This is a genomic window from Pseudarthrobacter sp. GA104, from assembly GCF_009741265.1.
Taxonomy (GTDB): Bacteria; Actinomycetota; Actinomycetes; order Actinomycetales; family Micrococcaceae; genus Arthrobacter.
In genome coordinates, this window is sequence record NZ_WOWL01000001.1 from 263,005 (window position 1) to 284,771 (window position 21,767).

A 21,767-nucleotide genomic window follows, 5' to 3' on the forward strand; every position below is an offset into this window, starting at 1 on the left:
TATCGGGACGTCGCCCGCTGCGACGCGGTCGGGTCTTCCGGGAACCACGGCCATCCCAAAAAATTCGGAAGCCTCACCGGATGTTTGTTGATGTCAGTGATCATCCGACGTTTGTTCTCAACTAACGCTAAGAGCCAGTGGACCTTGAGCGACACGGCATAGGACGCCAATGACGTAGGAAGCCATGCCAGAATCCCGATTACGGTACTTCAGTGGCATGTGTTGCCTGTGCAGCGAGGACCCAGGCAGGGTCGCGCCGTTCCACGAAAGCCAGCGCACCCTCACGTGCTTCCGGTCCGCTTCGTAACGGTGCAACGATTTCTTCCTGGGCAGCGAAACGCGCCTCCGCCGCCGCATACCGCGACTCCGAGATAATGCGCTTGGCGGTCTTCACTGCAACGGGTCCGTTAAGCTGGATTTTCCCGGCGAGTTCGAGCGCGGTATCGAGCGCTTTGCCCGGGCCCGTCAGCCTGTTGATGAGGCCGAGCTCGGCGAGGCGTGCCGCAGTGATTGGCTCCCCCAGCAGCGCCAGCTCCATTGCGATGTGATAGGGCATACGGTCCGGCAAGCGGAGCAGCCCACCGCCGGCTGCGATGAGTCCCCGTTTTACCTCGGGCAGGGCAAACGACGCCGTTGAGCTGGCGACGATCAAATCGCATGCAAGGGCAAGCTCGAAGCCGCCTGCGTAGGCGTAGCCTTCGACGGCGGCAATGACAGGTTTCACCGGCGTCCGGCGGGTGATGCCAGCGAACCCGCGTCCCTCGATGACCGGGACGTCCCCTGCTGCAACCGATACGAGGTCAGCGCCCGCGGAGAAATACCCACCGGCGCCGGTGAGGATGGCGACACTTGCAGAATCATCGGCATCAAACTCATCGAACGCAGCCGCAAGCGCCAGGGCAGTGGGCCGGTCAATCGCATTCCGCTTGTGCGGACGGGTAATCGTTATGACGCGAACTCCTCCGGAGTTGCTGACGTGAACGCTCGGTTCATTGACGTTCTTGCTTACTGCCTCTTGAGGCTCGGTCTGTTGCATGGTCATCCTTTGGATCGTTTGATGAGGAGAGAGCAACACGGTGCTGACTCCTTTGTCGGCATTTTTCAAATAGTGAATGTAGTTAGCGTGATACGATAGTAGCACTGCTACGTTCAGCGAAAACTCTTTCCCGTCGTAGCCATAAACTCCGACGAAAAGAAGGGAAAAAGCCCATGAAACCTGCACAAAGACTCCGGGAACTGCTTGCGGACTCCAAAATGATCATCGCGCCGGGAGCCTACGATGCACTCTCGGCGAAGATGATTGAGCAAGCCGGCTTCGACGTCGTGCTCATCGCCGGCGGCACCTACTCCAACTTCCACTACGGGGTGCCGGATAACGGCTTTATTTCCCAGGGCGAACTCATCGAGGCCGGCAGACGCATCACGGCAATCACCGATCTGCCACTCATTCTCGACTTCGATGATGCAGGAGGATCACCTCTCCAAGCATTCCGCGGCGTCCAGCTTGCCGAGCAAGCCGGCGTCGCAGCCCTGCTCGTCGAAGACATGGTGCCCGCAACGAAGCACTTTTGGACACCCAAAGACGGCGGAGAGCGCTGGAAGCCGCAACTCAAACTTCGCAGCGTCGAGGAGATGAGCAACATCATCCGTGCCTGCGTGGAAGCCCGGACGTCACCGGACACGGTGATCGTTGCGCGCTCGGATGCCAGCCGCTTTGGCTTCGACAATCTCGCTGAGCGCATGGCTGCTTATTCTGCCGCCGGCGCGGACATGCTCTATCCGTGCGGCTACCCCCTTCTCGACTTGCCCAAACTCTCGGCAGTCGTCCCTGGCAAGTACGTCATGGTGACCGTGAAGAATCCAACCCTAGAGGAGCGCCAGGAACTCGAAGACGCCGGCGTGAAGATGCTGCTGGTCATCAACACCGTGAACGGGGCCGTGGCAGGCTTCCGCGAGAACCTGTCCCTCCTGGCGCGTGGTGAGTTGCTCGAGGGTGAAGCAGAAGGCGGCGCCTACCTGCCCATCATGGAAGCAATCGATGCGGCAGAGTGGGCCCGCCGTGCCCGCCACTTCGGTTATTCCTGACAGATCTTTCAGACGCAACCGTTCCTGGCCGGGCTTTGGTTCCTGCCAGGAACGGTTTCGTTGTTTACAGCGATTCGCGTGGCGAACATCCCACGCCCTTGGTCAGCGCAGCTAAACAAGAGCAGAAAGCGCCGACGACATCTCAAGTCGTCGGCGCTTCCGTTTGCGTCAGGCGGGAGTCTTGACGCCCGCGGCGAGTTCCGGTCCGGTGAGCGGAGTCGGATTCCAGCCTTCGCCCATGGCAACAAGACCTTCGGTCATCATTCCGTGGCTGACCGCGTCATTCATGGTCTTCTTGAGCTCGTTCACCATCAGCATCCGGGTGGAACGCAGCGTCAGCGTAGGCTTCGCAGCCAGCATCCGTGCGAGTTCGTATGCCCTCGCAACTACCTGATCCTTGGGCACCACTTCGTTCACGGCACCCCATTCGTAGGCCTGCTGCGCAGTGATCTCCTGTCCGGTGAGGTGGAAGTACCGACCGCGGTTCAAACCAATAACCAGCGGCCAGATAATCTGCATCCCGTCGCCGGGAATGTTTCCCTGGGAGAAGTGTGCATGATCGGCGAATACGGCATCCTCGGAAGCGATGACGATGTCGCAGAGCAGCGCCTGCTCGTTGTGATACCTTGCGGGACCGTTCACTGCGGCGATCATCGGGACTTCGATGTCGAGGTGGCCCAGCACAAGGCGCTTGGCGTCGTGATGGAGGCCGAGCCAGATTTCGGGCGTGACCCAGTTCTTGTTTTCAATTGGGGCTTCCTTGTCGATGAAGGTGTCGCCCGCCCCGGTGATGATGACAACGCGGTTGCCCCGGTCCCTGCTGATGTCATCCCAAAGCGATGAAACATTGTCATGGACTCCTACACCCCAGACCACGTCGCTGCCATCCGTGTGGAACGTGACAAGCAGAATGCCGTCTTCATCTCGTTCCAGTTTGATGTGCTGGTACTTGTCCTTGTAGTCATCAAACGTTATCCACGCCATCGTGAATCTCCTTATTTCTGTGATTGGGCGATGAGTTGCGGCTACATCACGACTTGTCCGGCCACTGACCGTACTCTCGTAATATGAACCATATATACAAATAGCGCGAGTTCTCAATAGTAGAGATGGAAAAACTGCGCCAGGAATAGCGGTGTGTTCGTGCGGTGGCCTCAACCTCCCGGCGGCGGCAGGTCGAGCTCTCCCGGGATCATGCAGCGGTCGTCCGGCCAGCGTATGCAAGCAGTGCACGCTCGGCAGCGCCGGGGTCGCTGCCGTCCAAGCGGGCAAGTACGTGACCGTCGGGCCGTACAAGGATGGCTTCGTCCCCGTTAACGCGGTAAGCGGCCGCCCACTCAGCCTCGGCAGCAACGAAGTCCCCCAAGTGCCCGAAGGTCACCGAGCTGTAGGGAATGCCGTGGATCTCTGCCCGCCGCGCCGCCTCCCGTGCAGGCTCCGAATTGGGGCGCGCAAGAATGGTTAGTTCACGTCCGAACAGGTCAAGCGTGGAGACAGTGGCCTCGGCGTTAAGCCAGACATGCGGTGCGCGTTCACCCACGGCAGCAGTGGGGGTGAACGTTCCCACGGGCCAGCCGGCATCGGGTGACGTGGCTCCGGCAACCGCTCCCCGGTCATAGCGGAATCCGATGTCCAGGCCGGGGTGTACGAAGTTTTCCGGCCGGAAGGAGCGCGGGCCTTCATCGGCGTTGCCAACAATGGAGCGGAAGTTGCGAACAGCTTCGGCCATGTTGAACACTGCGACTGGCCGCCGCTCCACTTCGTAGGTCTCCAGGAGGGCGGGATCCGCCCAGCCCTTGAGGACGGCTGCCAGCTTCCATGCGATGTTGTGGACGTCCTGGATGCCGGTGTTCTGGTTGAACCCGCCGTAAGGAGGCATGACGTGCACCGCGTCTCCGGCGAGCAGGATCCGGCCGGACTGGTAGCGGTCGGCCACCCAGGCGCCCACGGTCCAGGTCCGGGCGTCCATCAATTCCACCGACTCATCGGGATCCCCGATCGCGTCGCGTATTTGCGTCGTCCAGTCGATGTCTTCGAAGGGCATCCTGTCCATGACCAGTGGGCGGCCCAGCATCGCCACGCGGTCGGTCGCGTCCACGGGAGCGATCACCACAGCCCCGATCGTGTCCGGATTATCGAGATAGATGAAGCTGGACGGGTCGCCCGTGCGTCGCTGGATGACAGGCGACCGGAACAGCACACTCACCGCTGTCTGCAGGTCCTGATCCCCGGTGCTCCCGATCCCCAAGGCGGTGCGCACCTGGCTGGCGGCGCCGTCGGCTGCGATCACATACTTTGCGGCGACGACTTCGGGGCCCTTGTCACTGGTGATGGACACGAGAACCTCTGCCCCTGTGTCGTTCACCGTCGACACAGTCTTGCCGAACTGGAGGGTGACGCTGTCCTCGGCCTGCGCCGCGTCAACGAGGATCGGCTCAAGCGCGTCCTGGGAGCACAGAACTACGTCCAGCGTCTCCGGACCGAGGCTGGTGTCCGCGGGTCCACTCGCATGCGCGTTGCTGGTGACGACTGAGCGCCACGGTGATACGGCATCGCTTCCGAGCAGGCGGCGTGGTCCACCGGGAAGCGCCGCTGCCCGCACTTCTTCGGTGAGGCCTAGCTCGCGAAATACCTCCATGGTGCGGCAACTGACCGCCCGGGACCTGGGGTGGCGCGACCGCTCGGTCCGTCGCTCGACCACGAGCGTGTCGACGCCGAACCGTCCCAGAAGGATCGCCGCCGAAAGCCCGACCGGACCGGCTCCAATAATCACGACGTCGACGCTGCGCTTCGCGGGTTCGTTCCGCTGGTTCACTGGCTGACTCCTGCAAACTCCGTCAGTTCGGGCTCTGTGCTGCGGGAGTCCATGTACGTCAGTTGGCCGCACGGCTGCATCCTGGAGCGCAGCACATCATCGAACGCCGCGCTGACATCAAGGGGCGTCCATGTCTCGCGGGTGAGGGCGGAGTCGACGATGGCGGGGTGCGACAGCAGCATCAGGTCATGCCCGTTCGCAAAGCGGACTACCTGGCCGTTTACTCCCTTGCTGAGATCGGACAGGAGATAGAGAACCACTGGAGCGTTCGTGGAAGGCGGCGGCGCAACAGGGTTTCCGCCAAAGAATTTCGTGTACGCCTCGGTTCCTGCCGTCATCATCGGTGTGTCGGCGTGGGGCGCCATGGCGTTGACCCGGATTTCTCCACCTTCGGCGCCGAACTCGGTGGCCCAAGCGAAGGTCAAGGAGGCGATCGCCGCCTTGGCTGCGGCATAGGCGCTCATCATCCGAAGACCCACAACCGCGCCCGAGGTCACGTTGACAATCGACCCCTTTCCCTCCATGGCTGCGAGACCGTGGACTGACATGAAGTAAGTACCGCAGACGTTGATGTCGACGTGGCGGCGAATGTGCTCGTGGGTCTCCTGCCCGGCAGTCACGGTCTCCAGGTAGCCGGCGTTGTTGACCAGGCCGTCCAGCTTCCCGAAGCGCTCCACCGCAGCAGCGACCAGCCGCTGGCAACTGTCCCAATCGGTGACGTCCGCCGCGACGGCTAATGCTTCGCCGCCCTCGCGGTTGATTGACTCCGCCACGGCCTCGGCGCTTGCGGCATTGATGTCGGAGACAACCACTCGGGCGCCTTCCGCTGCGGCTGCGCGTGCATACGCCTCGCCGAGTCCGCGGCCGGCGCCGGTAATGAGGACGTGCTTTCCAGCGAGGATTTGATCGCTAGTCATTAAGATGCTCCTTTGCATTCGTAGTCTGGACCGGGGCTGCTTTTCCCCAATCCGTGGCATAGGTCGGGTCGTGCGGATAGCGGTCGCCGAAGTTGGACGTGGGCGGAATGCCGAACAGCTCGGCGACGTCCGCTTCCGGAGCGAGTCTTTGCGCCCCGTCCCACACGCAAGTCCTCGCGAGCACCTTCCACTCCCCCTGGCGCCGCTCGCACAGATCCCGGTAACGGCCCAAAAGAAGGTCGGTAGGGCCGCCGTCGGCCGGCATGGCCAGGTAGATAAACGCCGTTTCACGCCTGGCCTGGTTGCCGTTCAATTCAATGAGTATGTTGGTTACGTAGTGACTGGCCTTGTGGGCGGACTCCCGCCGCATGGAATACGCCCAGTCGCAGAAATCATGGGACAGGCCCACGAACATGCCATGATCTTCAGTCGCTTCAGGCCAGTAGGTGGACTTCACCAGGTCAAGGTCCTTGCGGTCCATGCCCCGGCAATAGCGGATCATGTTCTCGTTCAACTCCTGCTTGGCAACAAGGACCCGAAGTTGCTGCAGTTCGGCGGCCCAGTCCGCCGTGTTGCCGTTTTTCGACGCAGCCTCCTTCATGAGCTCAAATACTTCAGTCATCTATCAGCTCAGGGACAGGAGCAGTGCCTCGCCCTGCCCGCCTCCACCACAGAGGGCCACCACGGCCTTGCCCCTTCCGCGGCGTTGGAGTTCGTACACGGCCGAGACGACGACTCGTGCCCCCGAGGCGCCGATGGGGTGTCCGAGAGCAATGGCACCGCCGTTGACGTTGACCCTGTCCATCCCAATTCCGAGCTGCGCCGCCGAGTGGAGCGCCACGGAAGCGAACGCTTCGTTGATCTCCACGAAGTCCAGCTCCCCCGCAGTCCAACCTGCGGCTCCAAGCGCCTTCGCTATGGCCTGGGCTGGTTTGTCCGGCAGTGATGTGTCGGGGCCGGCGATCTGACCGTGGGCCCCTAGTACCGCCACGACCTCTAAACCGTGGGCTTCCGCATAGCCGCGCGTGGTCAGGACGACGGCGGCAGCGCCATCCGTGAGCGGTGAGGCGTTGCCGGCCGTGACGGTACCCGCGGGGGAGAACGCCGGGCGAAGTTTGCTGAGGGACTCCTCATTGCTGTCCGGCCGGACGCCCTCGTCGCTGCCTGCCAGTTCAGGCCCTCCCCGGCGACGCGGCACTTTGACCGGAACTATTTCCTTATCGAAGTACCCTGAACCTTGGGCCGCTGCTGCCCGCCGGTGGGAGTCTGCAGCGGCCTTGTCCTGCTCGGCCCGCCCGATGCCGAGCAAGTCATTGGCACGATCAGTGTTGAGGCCCATTGACTCTTGGTCGAAGGCATCGGTGAGTCCGTCGCGGGCAAGGGCGTCTGTCAGCACTGCATCCCCGTAGAGATGCCCTGCCCGGGAACCGCGAAGCAGGTGCGGGGCATTACTCATCGATTCCTGTCCCCCTGCGATGACCACTTCCGCTTCTCCAAGCTGGAGCAGCCGGCTGGCTTCGATGATCGCGCTCAGCCCGGACAGGCACACCTTATTCACGGTGACGGCGTGGGCACTCAGCGGTATCCCCCCGGCTACCGCTGCCTGCCGTGCAGGGTTCTGGCCGGCCCCTGCCTGGATCACATGGCCCATGACAACGGCGTCAACAGCATCAGCACTAATGCCTGCCCTGTCCAAAGCGGCAGCGATTGCAACCCCGCCGAGCTCGACGGCGGAAACCGTGGCGAGCTGGCCCATCATCCGGCCCTGGGGAGTCCGGGCAGCCCCGACGATGACTACATCTTCTTTGAGGTTCACTACTGCTCCTTGGCCTGCGGCCGACGGTGATTTGTCACGAGTTCAGCTGTAGATGGCCCGATGCAGTCGGACAAGGTAGTCCGCAGTGACTTTCGAATAGTCCGGGAACCGTTCCATGATGGCTGCAAGCGCGATGTCCCGTCGCTGCGGCAGCCGGGCCTTCTCAGCGGCAGCAAGGGCCTCCCGTAGCGTCTCGCGCGTGAAGTCGGTGCAGTAGCTGGGCGCTCCGGGCTGCTGGCGCCAGGAGTCCGCCAGGGATCCGGCGTCGACCGCGTCAAACCCGGTCTCCTCGACGAGGGCCATTGCTACCGCCTTGTCGCGATCGCCATCCGCGGCCACAGGGATGGCAATCCGTTCGGGATCCCCATCTTTTCTTCCATAGGCCTCGAATGACTCGGCCGTGATGGCGTTCCAGGCCTTCGCAACCGGGCGCCCGAGCTGCTCGGTAATCCAGACGCTTTCGACCTGCCCGTCTTCCAAGGCTTCCACCCGCCCATCACGCAGGGGGTAGTAGTTGGACGTGTCGATGATGACGGCGTTGGCCGGGAGGTCGGTGATAAGGGTTCTAACCTCGGGCATCCGGCTGAGCGGCATGGACGTGATGAGGACATCGACGTCGGTGACAGCGCTGCTTGCTTCTACTGGTCGTGCCCCCGATGCCACAATGTCGGAACTGATGGTTTCGGGGCCACGGGAATTCGCAACCTTAACATCGTGGCCGGCTCCACTCAATTTGCGGGCGAGTGTCGCGCCTATCGAACCTGCTCCTAGAATGCCGATCTTCATGAGAATCCTTGTTTTGAGTTGAGAGCCAGTGTTGGCCGTGATCTTGCCGGTAAGAGACGGTTATGCAGCGACGCGGTCACCTCGAGACGTCTGCCGCGTTGGCGGGGAGGACCTCGTCCAGCTCCGGCGCCAAGTACACCATCTGGTCGCGGAACGACTCGCTCGCGTTGCGGAATGCCCGCAGCTCGCCGTCCTTCATGAGCACCTCTCCGCTGTCGGCCCAGCTCTCCGGCGTGGGCGCTTCGACCTTCATTCGCGGCATGCCGGCAATCGCGACGCGACCGGCAGCAACTCCGGCGATCTCAAACGTTTCGCCGAAAACTGCCGTGTCCTGGTGCGCCAACCACGTTACGAAGGCAGACACCGAGCTTGCCGGAACGGTCGTGCGCATCGCGTCCTTAATGACGGGGTTAGGGAAGGCGTCCTCCGTCATCGGCGTCAAGGCAACCGGCATCAGCGTGGTGACTTGAACTCCCACCTCGCGGGCCTCGGCCGCGAGGGTGATGCCGAGACCCCAGATGGCGGCCTTGGCGGCGTTGTAGGCCGAGTCCGTGGGCACGCCCATGACCCCGTTTGACGAGATGTTGATAAGCCGCCCAGTGCCTGAGGCGATGAGGTGCGGCATGGCAGCACGTGAGACTCCGACGACGCCCTTGACGGCCACGTCGAAGATGCGCCACCACGTGTCGGCTTCCATCTCCCAGAAGCGGCCGAACGCATTAATCCCGGCGTTGTTCACGACGATGTCGAGCTGCCCAAAGGAGTCGAGTGCGGTCTGGACGATCTCAGGCGCCTCGGTGACGACGTTATGACTGTCCACCACTGCGGTGCCGCCTGCGTTGGTTATTTCGGCCACAGCTTCGGCTGCGTTCGCCGCGTTGACGTCATTGACGACGACCCGCGCCCCGCGGGAGGCGAGCATCTTTGCGTGCTCGCGGCCCATTCCCTGTCCTGCGCCCGTGACGATTGCCACCCGGCCGTTGAAATCAAGATTAGTCATTTTCAGTTGCTCCATATTTTTTGAACCGGATGGCAGTGCCACTTACTTGCCGGCCAGCCAGCCGCCGTCGACCGCCAGGGAGATTCCGGTAACCATGCGGGCTTGGTCAGAGCAGAGCCACACAACGGCATCTGCCTGATCCTCGGGTTCGGCCAGGTCGCGCATCGGGATCGCCGACAGAATCCTTTCCCGGAATTCGGGCGGGTTCTGCTCGAAAGCGTTCTTCATCATGGGACTCGTCGTCGATCCGGGTGTGAGGGCGTTGATGCGAATGCCCAGGGGGCCGTAGTCCATGGCCGCGTTCCTCGTGATCCCGACAACGCCAAACTTCGAGGCGGTGTACGGGGCGTTGTTGGCGATTCCTACGAGGCCCGCAGCAGAAGCAGTGTTGACGATCGCACCGCCTCCGGTCTTCAGCATCGCGTTGACTTCGTGCTTAAGGCAGTAGAAGGTGCTGTACAGGTTCACCTTCATGACCCGGTCCCAGGTCGCGCTGTCGGTCTCCCCAATAGGTGCGAAGACCCCGTTCATCCCGGCATTGTTGAAAGCGAAGTCCAGCTGCCCGAAGTTCGACACCGTCGCATCGACAAGGCCCTTGACCTGCTCCTCGTCGCTGACATCACACTGGAAGAAGACAGCCTTCCCACCAGCTGCTGCGATGATCTCCACCGTTTCGCGCCCGGCTGCCTCATCAATATCGGACACCACTACGCGCGCGCCGTTCTTTGCGAACGCCAGGGCACTAGCCCGGCCAATGCCCGAGCCCGCGCCGGTGACGAGTCCGGCTTTGTCTTTCATCATCAGTTTCTCCTCATTCATTAGTAGCTCTCTCCAACGTGGACGTTGTTGTCATAGTTGCGGCGCGAGTCCTGGGGGAGGAACCTGTCCTCGGTTTCACGCACGTAGTCGGTCAAGGGACGACCGAACATTGCGCCCCAGCCGATACTGTCGGGGCCATCGTTCAAGTGGTCGATGTACTCGCCGATGGGCGTAGCCTCGCCTGATTTCTTGACCTGCATCAGCAAGCGCCAAACCTCTTTGACCCCGGGAAGCACGAAGGCCACGGGCTGTATCGCCTGGCCAATCTTTGTCATCTCGGCGACGGTCTTACGTCCGATCAGCGGAACCCCGACGGCGTAGGCTGGCCCGGGCGTCTCCTTCAGCGCGAGTTCGGCCTGCTCCCAGGTATGGAATCCCTCGTAGAAGATGACGTCCGCGCCGGTCTCGGCTTTGTAGAGCTGGGCGCGGCGGATCGCCTCACCCACGCCACCGCCGGCGGCTCCGTAGCCGTCTGTACGGGCAACGATGACGAAATCGCTGTCCAATTTGTCGCGGGCATCCACGGCTGCGTTGAGTCGTCCGATAGCCTCGGCGTCCGACACCAGTTCGATCCCGGCGACACCGCCTGATTTCTTGGGCTCCCGCTGATCCTCAATGTGGATTCCGGCGACGCCCGCGTCAATGAACTCGGACACCGTGCGCTGAACGTTGATCGGCGCACCAAAGCCGGTATCGGCGTCGCAATAAATGGGAATGTCAGCGGCGCGGGCAGTGCGCTTTGCGTGCTCAACCACCTCGGTGAGGGTGAGCCATCCCGTGTCGGAGACTCCCTGCCACCAGGCAGACATACCGCCGGAGAGCTGGAAGGCATCGAAGCCGGCGTGCTGCGCCATCTGTGCGTGGAGCGGCAAGGCGCCGAACGGCACCAGTGCCGTTTCGGGACTGTCGAAGACTGCACGCAGCGCCTTGCCGGGTGAGGTCAGGCTCATGATGCGGCCTCAGGGGTGTTGAAACCGACCGTGACCACGACGTAGACGCAGTCCTCGTCGTAGGGGTTCTTCCAAGCATGGGGTACGCCGGCCATGACGAGCAGGTCTCCCGGAACGAGCGTGCGCTTCTTACCGCCGGGGAGTACAAGGTCCACCTTGCCTGAGATAACCACCTCGTAATCGATGGTGTCGCTCGCGTGCATTCCGGCGTCGCCGTCGTCGTCGGTGGCGCTCATGCTTTCGTCGAGCGTCGCCGCGTCCACTTCGCCTGACGAGTGCGCGGGGAAGCTGCTGATACCGAAGGTGGATCCATTGCGTCCCGCTAGGGCGACCTTGCTTGGCGGGGCACCGAAGTTCGTTTTGCTGTGGCCTCCGTCCACGGCCCAGTAGAAAGCGCCCGCTGCCACGCCGGGGAAGTCGAATTCGGCGGCCGGGCCAACTTCGAGGAAGTCTGCTTCGCCGGATTCGTTCGGTCCCGCGACGACGAGTTGGAATTTCTTGGGATCAGGAAAAGTCATCTGTGTTCACTCCTTTCTGGATGGACGCTTTGGTCGTCAGGCGCGCAGGCCCGCCTCGCGCATCAGCGGGAAGACCTGCTCGTTCAGCCGGTCGAGGCCCTCGTCATAGTCGACGAGGCCGGTGCAGATGCCGGTGATGCCCGAGGCCTGCAACTTCTGCAGCTCCTCGACCACCATCTCGGGGGTGCCCGTGATCGGCATGAGCGCCGCGCGGCCAAAGGCCCTCACGGACTCGTCACGCTTGTAGTCCTCGGACTGCTTGTACTCATCCCAGTTGAAGCTCTGGGTGCCGCTGCGGATGATTTCGCGGTAGCGAAGCGCGCTCTCCCAGTCGGTGCTCTCTGTCACGTAGTCGGCGTAGGCGCGTGCTTCCTTCTCGGTGTCCTTGACGATGATGTGCGCGCCCGCCCACAGGCCGAGGTCCTCGCGACCGGCCGCGTCGGCTTTCTGCCGGATTTTCGGCGTGAGCTCGCCGCTGTGCTCGACGCTTGCCACCGATGCGAACAAGACGTTTGCGTGCTTGAACGCGAACTCCTGACCTGCGGGGCTCGAACCGGCGCTCATCACCATCGGGCGGGGGGACTGCACGGGCTTCGGGTGCGCCTGCGCGCCCTTCAGGTTAAAGAACTTGCCGTCGAAGTCGAACTCCTGCTCCTCATTGGCCCACAGACGCTCGGCGATCTCAATCCACTCGTCGGCGAGTTCGTAACGAACGTCGTGCTCGGGGAGCTCCACGCCGAAGATATCGTATTCAGGCTTGAAGTAGCCCGCTGTGACGTTGAGCCCCATGCGGCCGCCGCTGATGTGGTCAATGGTGGTCACCATTTTCGCGCCCATCACGGGGTTGATGAACTGCACGTTGCAGGTGGCGATGATCTGGATGTTCTGGGTCACCGCGGCCAGTCCCGCGGCCCAGGTGAACGTCTCGAACTGACGGCCCCAAGGCCGGTCGGGACCGGCGAGCCCCTGCCAGCGCGCGATGGGGATGAACCCGTCCACGCCGTACCGGTCCGCTTTCTGCGCGAGATGCTGCACTTCGCCCCAGTTGCCAAGCTTGATGCTGTTGTCGGCGAAGTTCAGGCCGCCCTGCCCCGTGGACACGTTCGCGCCGAAGATCGCCACCTTGAAAGCGTTGTCGCCTCCGACCATTGGGCCGTTATCACGCTCGACTGTATAGTCCGCAACGAAGTCGCGATCAACGGAAGGGCCGGTGGAAGTTTCGTTGGATGCGATGCTCATAATCGCCGTCCTTTCGGTAAGATGAAATTGGATGTGGAACAGGTTGGATTTGTTATGACCGGCGGGGTCACGGTTCAGATCTGGGATGCATCCCCAAGGGCGTGCCAGCGCCGGTTGTGGTAGACCAGCGGGTCTGCAGGCGCCGTGTCTGCTGACAGCGCCGGTGACGCCTGGAGCGCCTCGACGGCCACGATGGACGACCCACCGGCGGCCATCGAGTTGATGATCCTGCCCCGGATCCAAGCCTGGGCCCCCACAAAGTAGGGCTCGCCGGTCTCCAGTCGCGACCAGAGAGAGGTGTCAGCAAAGCGGTCAATCCCGCTGGTGGCGCAGAGTTTGGCGATGTCCACTTGGTCAGCGCCCAGTAAATGGACGATGACGGTGTCTGCGCCGAGGATAGTCGGAGTGCTGGACGAAAATTCCGACACTGAGAATGCGAGAATCGCAGGTTCGGCACTGGCCGAAATGACAGACGTTGCAGTCAGGCCGACCGGCCCGTTCCCCGCATCAGCCGTGATAACAGCGACACCGCCGGGATGGTTGCGGAATGCCGCCTTGAATTCGTCGGCAGTTATTGCCGGTTCAAGGCTTTGGGTGATGGATAAGCTCACCGGATCTCCTTTGATATCAGTGCGCCGGCTTCACTGCCGGCCCTTGCCCAGGGCTTCAACGTTAGGTGCGCAGGTGAGGTAAGCGGCATGGCAAGACATGCCAAACAGATGGGAAACTGCGTCATGCTCGGGCAACTTGTGAATACATGGCGTGGGATGCAAAGCTGGTGACGTGCTTCACATGCTGGGCCGCTGATACTCGTCGCACTGAGGCCCTGAATTGCTGGAGCGCCTCTTCCTCAACGGTGAAAGGAGGCAGCAGTGAAACTAAGCTCTTATCAGAATCTGCGACTACCCAACTTCAGCGTTCACGGACTATGCGCGGTGTTGAAGGACGCGGACCTTGATTGGCAAACTGCGCTCACAAACGCGGAAATCGACCCCGACGCGATCGACCGCCCGGGAGGCACTATTCCTGCGAAGAAGGAGTTGGCCTTCCAACTGCAGTTCGTGGCTCTCACAAAAGATCGTGTCGACCTCTGGGTGAAGGCCGCACAGGCTTACACATTAGGATCCTTCGGCATACGCGGATTGGCCCTCGCTACCGCGCCGACCATTGGAGCCTGGGTAGAAGCCGGCAGCTCAACAGACTATGCCCCCGGCCTGATGGAAATCACGCCTCTCCGGACGTTGGATGGCACTGTGACCGGTATGGAGTACACCTATCCCGATACCCCTGCAGAGCTCATCCCGTTCAGCGTCTACCGCGATTTCTGCGTTGTTGCCCGAACTTTCACATGGATGTACGGCGGCCCTTTCCCCTTCACCCGGATCGATTTCCCTCTGGCAGAAGCCTCCCCTGAGATTTTTCCCTTCGTCCCGTGCGTCATCGACTGCGGATCGGATGCACTGCGGCTCTGGTGGGCTCCGGAAACGTCGGTACAGGAGCTCCCCTTCGGTAACGCCTTTCAACACGAAGCATGGCTCAAAGCGGATCACCAGATTCTTGACAATCTAAGGGCAACCGGCGACTGGCCCGACACTGTCATGAAGACCATAAAAGCCGCGCCAGAGCTCAACCGCAAACTGGCAAATGTGGCTGCAACACTGCGGGTCTCGCCCCGTACCCTGCAACGCAAGCTCGAACTCACCGGAGACGACTTCGCCCAGCTCCGGGACAAAGCCCTGCGTGACCTCGCCGGCGATCTGCTCTCGAAAACGGATCACTCTGTCGCACGGATATCACGCACTCTGGGTTACACGGACCCAACGAGCTTCACCATCGCCTTCAAACGGTGGAATGGGATGCCGCCGACGGCCTACAGGGAAGCGTCCCGATACAAGAACAGCGGAAGGTCCAAGGCTTAGACGCCCGCGCTGCGCATGGCGTCTGCGGCCCGTATCAGGGCTAGGTGGGAGAAGGCTTGTGGAAAGTTTCCCGCCATCCGTTTTTCGTTCATGGCGTATTCTTCGCTGAGCAGGCCGAGGTCATTGGAAAGTCCCACCAGGTCGCCCATCAGGTGCTTGGCGTCTGCCAGTCGGCCCGAGCGTGCGTACTGTTCCACCAGCCAGAAGGAGCAGGCAAGGAATGGATGTTCCCCCGGCGCCAATCCGTCGACGCCGGTCTCGGTGCGGTAGCGCATCATCAGGCCCCCTGCGGTAAGTAGGTCCTTCTCCAACTGGGCGACTGTTCCCAGCATCCGCTCATCGTCGTAGCCGAGGAATCCGACCTGCGGCAAGACCAGCAGGGCCGCGTCCGTCTCCTCGCCCCCGTATGTCTGGGTAAAGGAATTAAGGTTGCGGTTGAATCCGAGGTCCGCTATTTCTGCCGCCAGTCGATCCCGATGCCGCTCCCAGTGCCCCAGCGGTCCAGGCAGTCCATGGTCCCGGACAGCCCGTACTCCGCTGTCATAGGCTGCCCACATCATGACGCGGGAGTGCGTGAAGTACTGCGGAGCGCCCCGCATTTCCCACAGCCCCAGGTCTTTGTCTTCGAAGTGTTTGTCCACTGATCCAAGGAGGGCGCGCTGCAGGGCCCAGGAGAAATGGTCCTCCTTACCTCCGGCAAGGCGAAGCCTCTCCAGTACCACCATCACCTCCCCCACAACATCGGCCTGATGCTGGAAGACGGCTGCGTTGCCGATTCGAACGGGTCGGGCGTCCTGATAGCCAGGCAGGTGGGGGAGTTCCTTTTCCGTCAGGTCGCGTTCGCCCCCTACGCCGTACATTATTTGCAGTTCCTCTGGATCGCCCGCGAGCGCCCGCAGGAGCCAGTTGCGCCACTTCAGGGCTTCGGATTCGTAGCCGTGCGTTAACATGGCTTCGAGCGTCAAGGATGCATCGCGCAGCCAACAGTAGCGATAGTCCCAGTTGCGTGGTCCGCCAAACTCCTCAGGCAAGGAAGTGGTAGGAGCGGCGACAATGCCGCCCGTCTCGTAGTGGGTTAGAGCCCGTAAAACCAGAAGTGAACGCTTGACCACACTCTGATAGGGCCCGTCGTAGCGGCAATTGCCCGCCCACGTGGTCCAGTAGTGGATGGCGTCGTCCAGGGCTGCGTCAATATTGATGGCCGGCGGCACGTCGCGGTAGGAAGGGAACCATGTTAGGTGGAAGTCCACGTTCAGTCCCTGCTGGACCGTGAACTCCCCCGCATGCCGGTGGTCTTCTGCTTGCGGAAGGGGGGTGCCCCGCAAAGACAGAGCGTCCGGACCGGACATGGCGAGAAGTATTTCGGCGCCGGGGGCCGCGCTGTCGCGGATCCTGCTCACCCAAGGCAGTACGGTGGCGTACTGGGGCCGAATCCTTATCTCTTGACGCATTTGAACTGTCCCGCTGAGTCCGGTTACCCGCCGGACGAGTGATGGCTGGGCGTCACCCACAGGCATGAAGTCCGTCACCAAGACCTTTCCGGAATTGGTCTGCCACGTTGTTTGGAGTACGAAGGTCGAGTCCACATAGTGACGGTCCACGACAGCGGCCTCCGGCGGACTCGGGGCTAGCAGCCACCGGCCATGGTCTTCGTGCCCGAGCAGGGAGGCAAAGACAGAGGGCGAGTCGAAACGCGGGAAGCAGAGCCAGTCCACACTGCCCTGCCGGGAAACAAGGGGTCCGGTGTGGAGATCCGAAAGCAGCGCATAATCCTCAATCTGGGCAGCCATGCTTCACTCAACCACAAGATGAAAGATCCCCATAGGCCTTGCGGCTCCGGGCAGGAACGCAGGGTTGCTTACCGTGCTTGGGCATTGCGTTGGCCTGGTGTACAGACAAAGAACTGAGGCTGTGCGACCGGTGCAAACGGAACGATGAGCCACTGGTTTCCGTAGAGCTCCACATAGGAGTCTGAAGGGCAGAGTGTGAAGGCTTCTTCGCGCGTCATCTCGTTTCCTCTCCTTCGTTGCTTTGTTTCGGCTCCCTTGCGAGGCCTTGCTTAGCTTCAACGTTAGGAGCCCGCAGCGTTGGACCGGCAGGACCAGCGACGCCAAGTAGATGGGAAACCGCGCCAAACGCGCTCTTTGGCGTGTTGTAAGCCCCCGAAGGTGCAAAGCTACTGACGTGACTTCACGAGCCTTCTGATACTCGGATTTGCCGATGCGCTTTCGAGCAGGAGCCCGTCCCTCCACAAAGAAGAGGAGAGAGATGCTTCCCCCATCCCGTCCTGGACTTGCTAAGTCGCCCCGGTATGCCTGGGGCAGAAGGTGGCGACGGTGAAAGGGGGAACATACCAGAACCTTCGGGTACCAAATTTTAGCGTGCACATACTGCGTGGACTGCTTGAGGATGCGGACCTGGATTGGCAGAGCGCGCTCGCGCATGCGGAAATTGACCCCGATGCGGTGAACCGTCCGGGAGGGACAATTCCTGCGAGGAAGGAATTGGCCTTCCAGCTTCAGTTCGTTGGTCTAACAGAAGATCGTGTGGATCTCTGGGTGCGCGCAGCGCGCGCTTACTCACTGGGCGCCTTCGGGGTGAGAGGATTGGCCCTTGCTACTGCGCCGACCATCGAGGCGTGGGTAGACGTTGCGAGTACCACTGACTATGGCCCTGCGCTGTTCGAACTGGCGTCACTGAGGACACCGGATGGCGCAGTAACCGGGATGGAGTTCACCTACCCCGATGCCCCGGAAGAGCTGATCCCGTTCAGCGTTTACCGCGACCTTTGTTTCATTGCCCGGAATTTCACCTGGCTCTATGGCAGCCCTTTCCCTTTCACCCAGATTGAATTCCCTCTCGCGGAAGCCTCCCCCGAACTTGCGGCTAACGTTCCCTGCGTGATCGACTGTGGCGCCGAAACGCTGCGGCTATGGTGGGACCCAGCAACGTCAGCACAGGAGCTTCCTTTCGGTAACGCCTTTCAGCACGCGGCGTGGATCAAGGCGGATACCCAGATCGTCGACACTCTCAGGGCGACCGGAGACTGGGCCGACACTGTCGCAAAGACCATAAAGGCGGCCCCTGAGCTTAACCGCAAACTGGCAAACGTGGCCGCAACACTTCGAGTTTCTCCTCGCACCCTGCAGCGCAAGCTTGAACTCACCGGGGACGACTTCGCCCAGCTCCGGGACAAGACCCTGAGCGACCTTGCCGCCGATTTGCTCTCGAATACGGATCTTTCGGTAGCGCGCATATCCCGCAGGCTTGGCTATACAGAGCCTGCGAGCTTCACCATCGCCTTTAAACGGTGGAAGGGCATGCCGCCCACGGCCTACCGGGAAGCTTCCCACTACAAAACCAACGTCACATCCGGGGCCTAAGCCTGCCCGCATTGTCCTGATAAACGCAAACGTACCTTGGCGTACTTTCCCATGCGGACGGCGTTCATTGCCATGCCGGGCCGGGGTCCCTCCAACTTAACGTTGAAGCCTGCACTGGCCCGGCAAAGAAGCCGGATTCTTCCGCAGAGCACAACGCATGGCGTCGACGTCGTCGGCAGATCGAACCAATGATCCAGTCATATGCGCTGCTCTTCGCGTCAGGAACGATCCCAGCAGCTGCTGGATATAAACAAAAGGTGGTCAAAGATGACACAAACAATAGCGGTCGAGCCCCGCACCGGCCGAAGCACACCGATCATTGCCCTACTCCTGCTGAGCGGCATAACGCTTGACATCCAGTACGGAATCCTCGCCCCGCTCATCGGGGTGATCGCGACTGAATCAGGCCTGACGGGCTCGGAAATCGGGTGGGTCCTTAACGCGCTGATGATGGGCAGCGTGATTTCCGTCAGCCTGACCGCCCGGATGGGTGATATTTTCGGGCATCGCAAGGTTCTCATCGCACTGATCGTCTTGGCACTGGTGGGATGCGCCCTCGGTGCAACCGCCGACGGTTTCTGGCCTCTGGTCGCGGGCCGGTTCCTCATGGGCCTCGCGGTCACGATTCCACTGAGCTGGGGACTTCTGCGTCCACGTGCTACCGCCCGACAAATCCGGCTGGTCTCGCTGGTGCTCTCGACAGTGATGGCAGTCCTTGTGCCGCTCGCACTTATTGCCGGCGGACTCATCGTTGGACTGGGTTTGCCGTGGGAGACCGTCTTCTGGGTGACCTTTGCTTTGTACGGCGTGATGCTGATCCTGGCTCTGAAGTCACCTGAGACACCTGCCGCCGCCCGTGCTGTGGTCCAGTTGGACTGGTTTGGCGCGCTGGGGCTCGGCGTGTGGGTCACGGCGCTCCTCGTTGGCATTGCTGAAGGGCCCGGCCAGGGCTGGACCTCACCGCTGGTGCTCGGAGCATTCCTCGTCAGTGCCGTGACACTGGCTGCTTGGATCATTCAGCAGCGACGCACCCAGGAACCCCTGGTGTCATTCCGCAACATGGATATCCGGCAGACTCTCATTGGCTACTCCGGAATCCTCCTGATCAGCCTGGTTGGCCAGGGCATCTTCATCGTGCTGCCGGCATGGCTGCAGACCCCGGCTTCGTCCGGGTACGGCCATGGCCTCTCTGCCCTGGACTCCTCATACGTACTCCTCGCGATGATTCCCGGGGCGGCATTGGGATACCTGTGGACCCGATGGGGCCTTCGGCGCCTGGGACCGAAGACCGTCCTGGTTGTTTCCGGATCTGCTGCGGTCCTCGTCTTCCTCGGACTCGCCCTGGCCCACGGCCACGTCTGGCTGTCCTGGTTGTGGGTGTTCCTGTACGCGCTCACGATCCTCAGCTGCCTGACTACGGGATACACCCTCGTTGCAGCCGCTGGCCGCCAGGACAACATGGCAGTGACCGTTGGCATGCAAAACATCATCCAGTTCGTCGGAGCGATGATCGCCGTCGCAATCATCTTGAATGTGCTGGTCCCCGGCGCCGACGGATTCATTCCGGAGGCAACCTTTGCCGGTATCTACATCGCATCGGCCGTGATTATCGCTGTCTTCGTGATCGTCTGGGCGGTGCTGGCACCGAAGCGCATCACCGATCTGCATGCAGTCGACACGGAGACAGATCCCACGAAGGTCCATGTTGCCAGCCACTAAGAGGACCTAAAGCTGATCCTGGAGGCCTCCTCCGGGCGGCGAGCCATTCTCGCCGAAGGCCGGTGAGCAAGTCGCGGACTCAAAACAGCGGGTTGCTCACCGGCCCCACAAGCCGAAAACCACTATTCAACGGACACAACTATGACATTCCACAAGCAAGATGAGTGGCTTCCCCTTATTGGAGAATCCGTACAAATAAGACAGTATGGCCGGTTTGTCCGGACAGGGATGGTTGACGCCGTCACGGCCGACGACAGGATCCTTTGGCTGGGGGCGGATGGTGTGAACCAGCGTCAATTGATCAGCAAAGTCGAGGGATTCGAGGTCTGGATGACCTACAACTGGGAGACCGCCAACGGCGGAAGGTGACGTTCTACCCGGTTAGCCTGCCTGGGGTCCACCAGCAAGGAGCAAGCCCACGAGCACGCATGACCGGCGATTATTGACGATGACTAGGTGAATCGTTCCATATCGCGCATTACGATAGTGATTCACAAATAGCGCAAGTTTTCTCTTGACGGGTGAGCTATGACACAAGTACCGTCGGCATAGCACCCACCAAGATCGCCGAGCAAAGAAGCTGGCGGGCCACCCCGTATTCCGGTCGTCAACGGCGCCAGCCGGATAAACGGGAGGCCAGGGGACGCACGCTTCACAGCATGCGAAAGAAACGCGAGGAGCAAAGATGCGAACAACGAAGTCGCGAATTATGTTGGCTGCTGGATCCACGGCGGTGCTGCTGGCTCTGGCTGGTTGCGCTGAAAGCGCAAGCAGCCAAGGCCCCGCTGCCACTGTTGCGATCGATGTCGGCAACGACATGACGGTCAATCTGAAGGCCAGCCCCAACCTCAAGGTCGCCGTATTCATCCCGGGCGTAGCAAATGCGTACGGGCAGGCGCAGGAGCTCGCCGCGAAGGAGACGGCCAAGGAGCTCGGCATGGAGATGACCTTGTTCGACGGGAGTTACGACCCGAGTCAACAGCTAAACCAGATGCAGACGGCGCTGGCATCCGGGGATTACGACGCCGCCGTGGTGCAGGCGCTCGACGGCACGGTGGTGTGCAAGACCATCACCGAGGATTACCCCAAGGCCAACATCCTGGTGGTGAACAACGTCACGCCGCTGTGCGAGTACGGCATTAATCAGACCGGAGCATCGGTTGAAGAGGTATGGGCGCCCGGCACCATGAACTTCGTCGGCAGCAACAACACCCGCGCCTACATCGATGGCTGGTTTGCCGCCGCGGCCGAGGCGAACCCCGGCAAGCAGAAGGTTGTTGCTGTCCTTGGTCCCGCTGTCGCCGCCCAAACGCGAGTCATTGAAGTTGCCCTCGCGAAATTCGCGAAGGACAACCCTGACTATACGGTCGACAAGCTCTACACCGACTACACCACGACAGGCACGTTCAACGAGACCCAGACTTACCTCCAGGGCCATCCGGACACCACCCTCATCCTGTCCATGTACACGCCGGACATCTCTCGGGGCATCGTCGAAGCCGTAGACGACGCGGGCCTTCTCGGCAAGATCCACATCGTAGACCAGGGTTTCGGCGGGTTTTCGATCGAACAGATCGAGGCGGGGAACATCCAGTTCTCAACCCTGTTCTTCCCATACAACGGGATAAAGGTATCTCTCGAGACCATCGCGGCGGCTCAACGCGGGGATGCCGGCCCTCGTTTTGTGGATGACTCGGTCATTGGCACGGCGAAGAGTCCTTTCACCATCACGAAGGACTCAATCTCCGAACTTCCCCCCGAACTGCGCTAGCCCCGGGTAGCTGCCACTCCCCTAAGCAGA

At 61.5% G+C, this 21,767-nt stretch carries 20 protein-coding genes; 6 read left to right on the forward strand and 14 right to left on the reverse strand.

What is annotated here, in order from left to right; translation table 11 throughout:
• Nucleotides 1-199: 199 nt before the first annotated feature.
• Nucleotides 200-1,036 (reverse strand): crotonase/enoyl-CoA hydratase family protein, encoded by an 837-nt coding sequence (locus GK109_RS01150; protein ID WP_157238382.1) that lies wholly within the window; start codon nt 1,034-1,036, stop codon nt 200-202.
• 173 nt (nt 1,037-1,209) lie between these two features.
• On the opposite strand from GK109_RS01150, the gene GK109_RS01155 reads away from it, so the two are divergent.
• Nucleotides 1,210-2,085, forward strand: a complete 876-nt coding sequence (locus GK109_RS01155) for an oxaloacetate decarboxylase (RefSeq protein ID WP_104187860.1) — start codon at nt 1,210-1,212, stop codon at nt 2,083-2,085.
• 168 nt (nt 2,086-2,253) lie between these two features.
• Here GK109_RS01155 and GK109_RS01160 read toward each other — a convergent pair whose 3' ends face one another.
• From GK109_RS01160 to GK109_RS01215, 12 genes are all read right to left on the reverse strand, one after another.
• Complete coding sequence (locus tag GK109_RS01160) at nt 2,254-3,069, reverse strand: enoyl-CoA hydratase/isomerase family protein (RefSeq protein WP_104997694.1); 816 nt, start codon at nt 3,067-3,069, stop codon at nt 2,254-2,256.
• A 208-nt stretch (nt 3,070-3,277) separates the two neighbouring features.
• Nucleotides 3,278-4,900 (reverse strand): FAD-dependent monooxygenase, encoded by a 1,623-nt coding sequence (locus GK109_RS01165; RefSeq protein ID WP_157238383.1) that lies wholly within the window; start codon nt 4,898-4,900, stop codon nt 3,278-3,280.
• The gene (locus GK109_RS01170) at nt 4,897-5,817 is read right to left on the reverse strand and encodes an SDR family NAD(P)-dependent oxidoreductase (protein WP_158677219.1); all 921 of its coding nucleotides are present in this window, start codon (nt 5,815-5,817) and stop codon (nt 4,897-4,899) included. Before GK109_RS01170 ends, GK109_RS01165 begins: the two co-directional genes overlap by 4 nt.
• Nucleotides 5,810-6,439, reverse strand: a complete 630-nt coding sequence (locus tag GK109_RS01175; protein WP_157238385.1) for a nuclear transport factor 2 family protein — start codon at nt 6,437-6,439, stop codon at nt 5,810-5,812. The genes GK109_RS01170 and GK109_RS01175 overlap by 8 nt, the downstream gene beginning before the upstream one ends.
• A gap of 3 nt (nt 6,440-6,442) precedes the next feature.
• Nucleotides 6,443-7,633 carry an acetyl-CoA C-acetyltransferase gene (locus tag GK109_RS01180; protein ID WP_370460303.1) on the reverse strand — a complete coding sequence of 397 codons (1,191 nt, stop codon included), beginning with the start codon at nt 7,631-7,633 and terminating at the stop codon, nt 6,443-6,445.
• Between the two features lie 42 nt (nt 7,634-7,675).
• The gene (locus GK109_RS01185; RefSeq protein WP_157238386.1) at nt 7,676-8,419 is read right to left on the reverse strand and encodes an NADPH-dependent F420 reductase; all 744 of its coding nucleotides are present in this window, start codon (nt 8,417-8,419) and stop codon (nt 7,676-7,678) included.
• Between the two features lie 76 nt (nt 8,420-8,495).
• Nucleotides 8,496-9,419, reverse strand: a complete 924-nt coding sequence (locus GK109_RS01190) for an SDR family NAD(P)-dependent oxidoreductase (RefSeq protein WP_158677217.1) — start codon at nt 9,417-9,419, stop codon at nt 8,496-8,498.
• Between the two features lie 42 nt (nt 9,420-9,461).
• Nucleotides 9,462-10,220, reverse strand: coding sequence for an SDR family NAD(P)-dependent oxidoreductase (locus GK109_RS01195; protein ID WP_197432379.1), 759 nt, complete (start codon nt 10,218-10,220; stop codon nt 9,462-9,464).
• Between the two features lie 17 nt (nt 10,221-10,237).
• Nucleotides 10,238-11,188, reverse strand: a complete 951-nt coding sequence (locus tag GK109_RS01200; RefSeq protein ID WP_157238387.1) for an oxaloacetate decarboxylase — start codon at nt 11,186-11,188, stop codon at nt 10,238-10,240.
• On the reverse strand, nt 11,185-11,706 hold the full coding sequence (locus GK109_RS01205; protein WP_157238388.1) for a cupin domain-containing protein: 522 nt from the start codon (nt 11,704-11,706) through the stop codon (nt 11,185-11,187). Before GK109_RS01205 ends, GK109_RS01200 begins: the two co-directional genes overlap by 4 nt.
• A gap of 36 nt (nt 11,707-11,742) precedes the next feature.
• Nucleotides 11,743-12,945: an LLM class flavin-dependent oxidoreductase gene (locus GK109_RS01210; RefSeq protein WP_104997684.1), complete on the reverse strand. Its 1,203-nt coding sequence runs from the start codon at nt 12,943-12,945 to the stop codon at nt 11,743-11,745.
• Nucleotides 12,946-13,019: 74 nt separating this feature from the next.
• Complete coding sequence (locus GK109_RS01215; RefSeq protein ID WP_234005555.1) at nt 13,020-13,556, reverse strand: flavin reductase family protein; 537 nt, start codon at nt 13,554-13,556, stop codon at nt 13,020-13,022.
• 261 nt (nt 13,557-13,817) lie between these two features.
• Here GK109_RS01215 and GK109_RS01220 point away from each other — a divergent pair, with 261 nt between their 5' ends.
• On the forward strand, nt 13,818-14,864 hold the full coding sequence (locus GK109_RS01220) for an AraC family transcriptional regulator (protein ID WP_157238389.1): 1,047 nt from the start codon (nt 13,818-13,820) through the stop codon (nt 14,862-14,864).
• Here GK109_RS01220 and GK109_RS01225 read toward each other — a convergent pair.
• Nucleotides 14,861-16,654, reverse strand: a complete 1,794-nt coding sequence (locus GK109_RS01225; RefSeq protein WP_104997682.1) for a glycoside hydrolase family 15 protein — start codon at nt 16,652-16,654, stop codon at nt 14,861-14,863. The two genes, GK109_RS01220 and GK109_RS01225, sit on opposite strands and share 4 nt — an antisense overlap.
• A gap of 546 nt (nt 16,655-17,200) precedes the next feature.
• Between GK109_RS01225 and GK109_RS01230 the strand changes: the two genes are divergently transcribed.
• The 4 genes from GK109_RS01230 (at nt 17,201) to GK109_RS01245 (ending at nt 21,737) form a co-directional block, all read left to right on the forward strand.
• Nucleotides 17,201-18,247: an AraC family transcriptional regulator gene (locus GK109_RS01230; RefSeq protein WP_157238390.1), complete on the forward strand. Its 1,047-nt coding sequence runs from the start codon at nt 17,201-17,203 to the stop codon at nt 18,245-18,247.
• 267 nt (nt 18,248-18,514) lie between these two features.
• Nucleotides 18,515-19,966 (forward strand): MFS transporter, encoded by a 1,452-nt coding sequence (locus GK109_RS01235; protein WP_158677216.1) that lies wholly within the window; start codon nt 18,515-18,517, stop codon nt 19,964-19,966.
• Between the two features lie 228 nt (nt 19,967-20,194).
• Nucleotides 20,195-20,335, forward strand: a complete 141-nt coding sequence (locus tag GK109_RS22010; protein WP_231754780.1) for a hypothetical protein — start codon at nt 20,195-20,197, stop codon at nt 20,333-20,335.
• A gap of 316 nt (nt 20,336-20,651) precedes the next feature.
• Nucleotides 20,652-21,737 (forward strand): sugar ABC transporter substrate-binding protein, encoded by a 1,086-nt coding sequence (locus GK109_RS01245; protein ID WP_104997678.1) that lies wholly within the window; start codon nt 20,652-20,654, stop codon nt 21,735-21,737.
• Nucleotides 21,738-21,767 lie beyond the last annotated feature (30 nt).

Coding starts and splice junctions, on each gene's coding strand:
- GK109_RS22010 (WP_231754780.1), top strand. CDS start 20,195: ATGGTTGACGCCGTCACGGCCGACGACAGGATCCTTTGGCTGGGGGCG.
- GK109_RS01170 (WP_158677219.1), bottom strand. CDS start 5,817: ATGACTAGCGATCAAATCCTCGCTGGAAAGCACGTCCTCATTACCGGC.
- GK109_RS01160 (WP_104997694.1), bottom strand. CDS start 3,069: ATGGCGTGGATAACGTTTGATGACTACAAGGACAAGTACCAGCACATC.
- GK109_RS01245 (WP_104997678.1), top strand. CDS start 20,652: ATGCGAACAACGAAGTCGCGAATTATGTTGGCTGCTGGATCCACGGCG.
- GK109_RS01175 (WP_157238385.1), bottom strand. CDS start 6,439: ATGACTGAAGTATTTGAGCTCATGAAGGAGGCTGCGTCGAAAAACGGC.
- GK109_RS01155 (WP_104187860.1), top strand. CDS start 1,210: ATGAAACCTGCACAAAGACTCCGGGAACTGCTTGCGGACTCCAAAATG.
- GK109_RS01235 (WP_158677216.1), top strand. CDS start 18,515: ATGACACAAACAATAGCGGTCGAGCCCCGCACCGGCCGAAGCACACCG.
- GK109_RS01200 (WP_157238387.1), bottom strand. CDS start 11,188: ATGAGCCTGACCTCACCCGGCAAGGCGCTGCGTGCAGTCTTCGACAGT.
- GK109_RS01190 (WP_158677217.1), bottom strand. CDS start 9,419: ATGACTAATCTTGATTTCAACGGCCGGGTGGCAATCGTCACGGGCGCA.
- GK109_RS01205 (WP_157238388.1), bottom strand. CDS start 11,706: ATGACTTTTCCTGATCCCAAGAAATTCCAACTCGTCGTCGCGGGACCG.
- GK109_RS01225 (WP_104997682.1), bottom strand. CDS start 16,654: ATGGCTGCCCAGATTGAGGATTATGCGCTGCTTTCGGATCTCCACACC.
- GK109_RS01195 (WP_197432379.1), bottom strand. CDS start 10,220: ATGATGAAAGACAAAGCCGGACTCGTCACCGGCGCGGGCTCGGGCATT.
- GK109_RS01210 (WP_104997684.1), bottom strand. CDS start 12,945: ATGAGCATCGCATCCAACGAAACTTCCACCGGCCCTTCCGTTGATCGC.
- GK109_RS01150 (WP_157238382.1), bottom strand. CDS start 1,036: ATGCAACAGACCGAGCCTCAAGAGGCAGTAAGCAAGAACGTCAATGAA.
- GK109_RS01185 (WP_157238386.1), bottom strand. CDS start 8,419: ATGAAGATCGGCATTCTAGGAGCAGGTTCGATAGGCGCGACACTCGCC.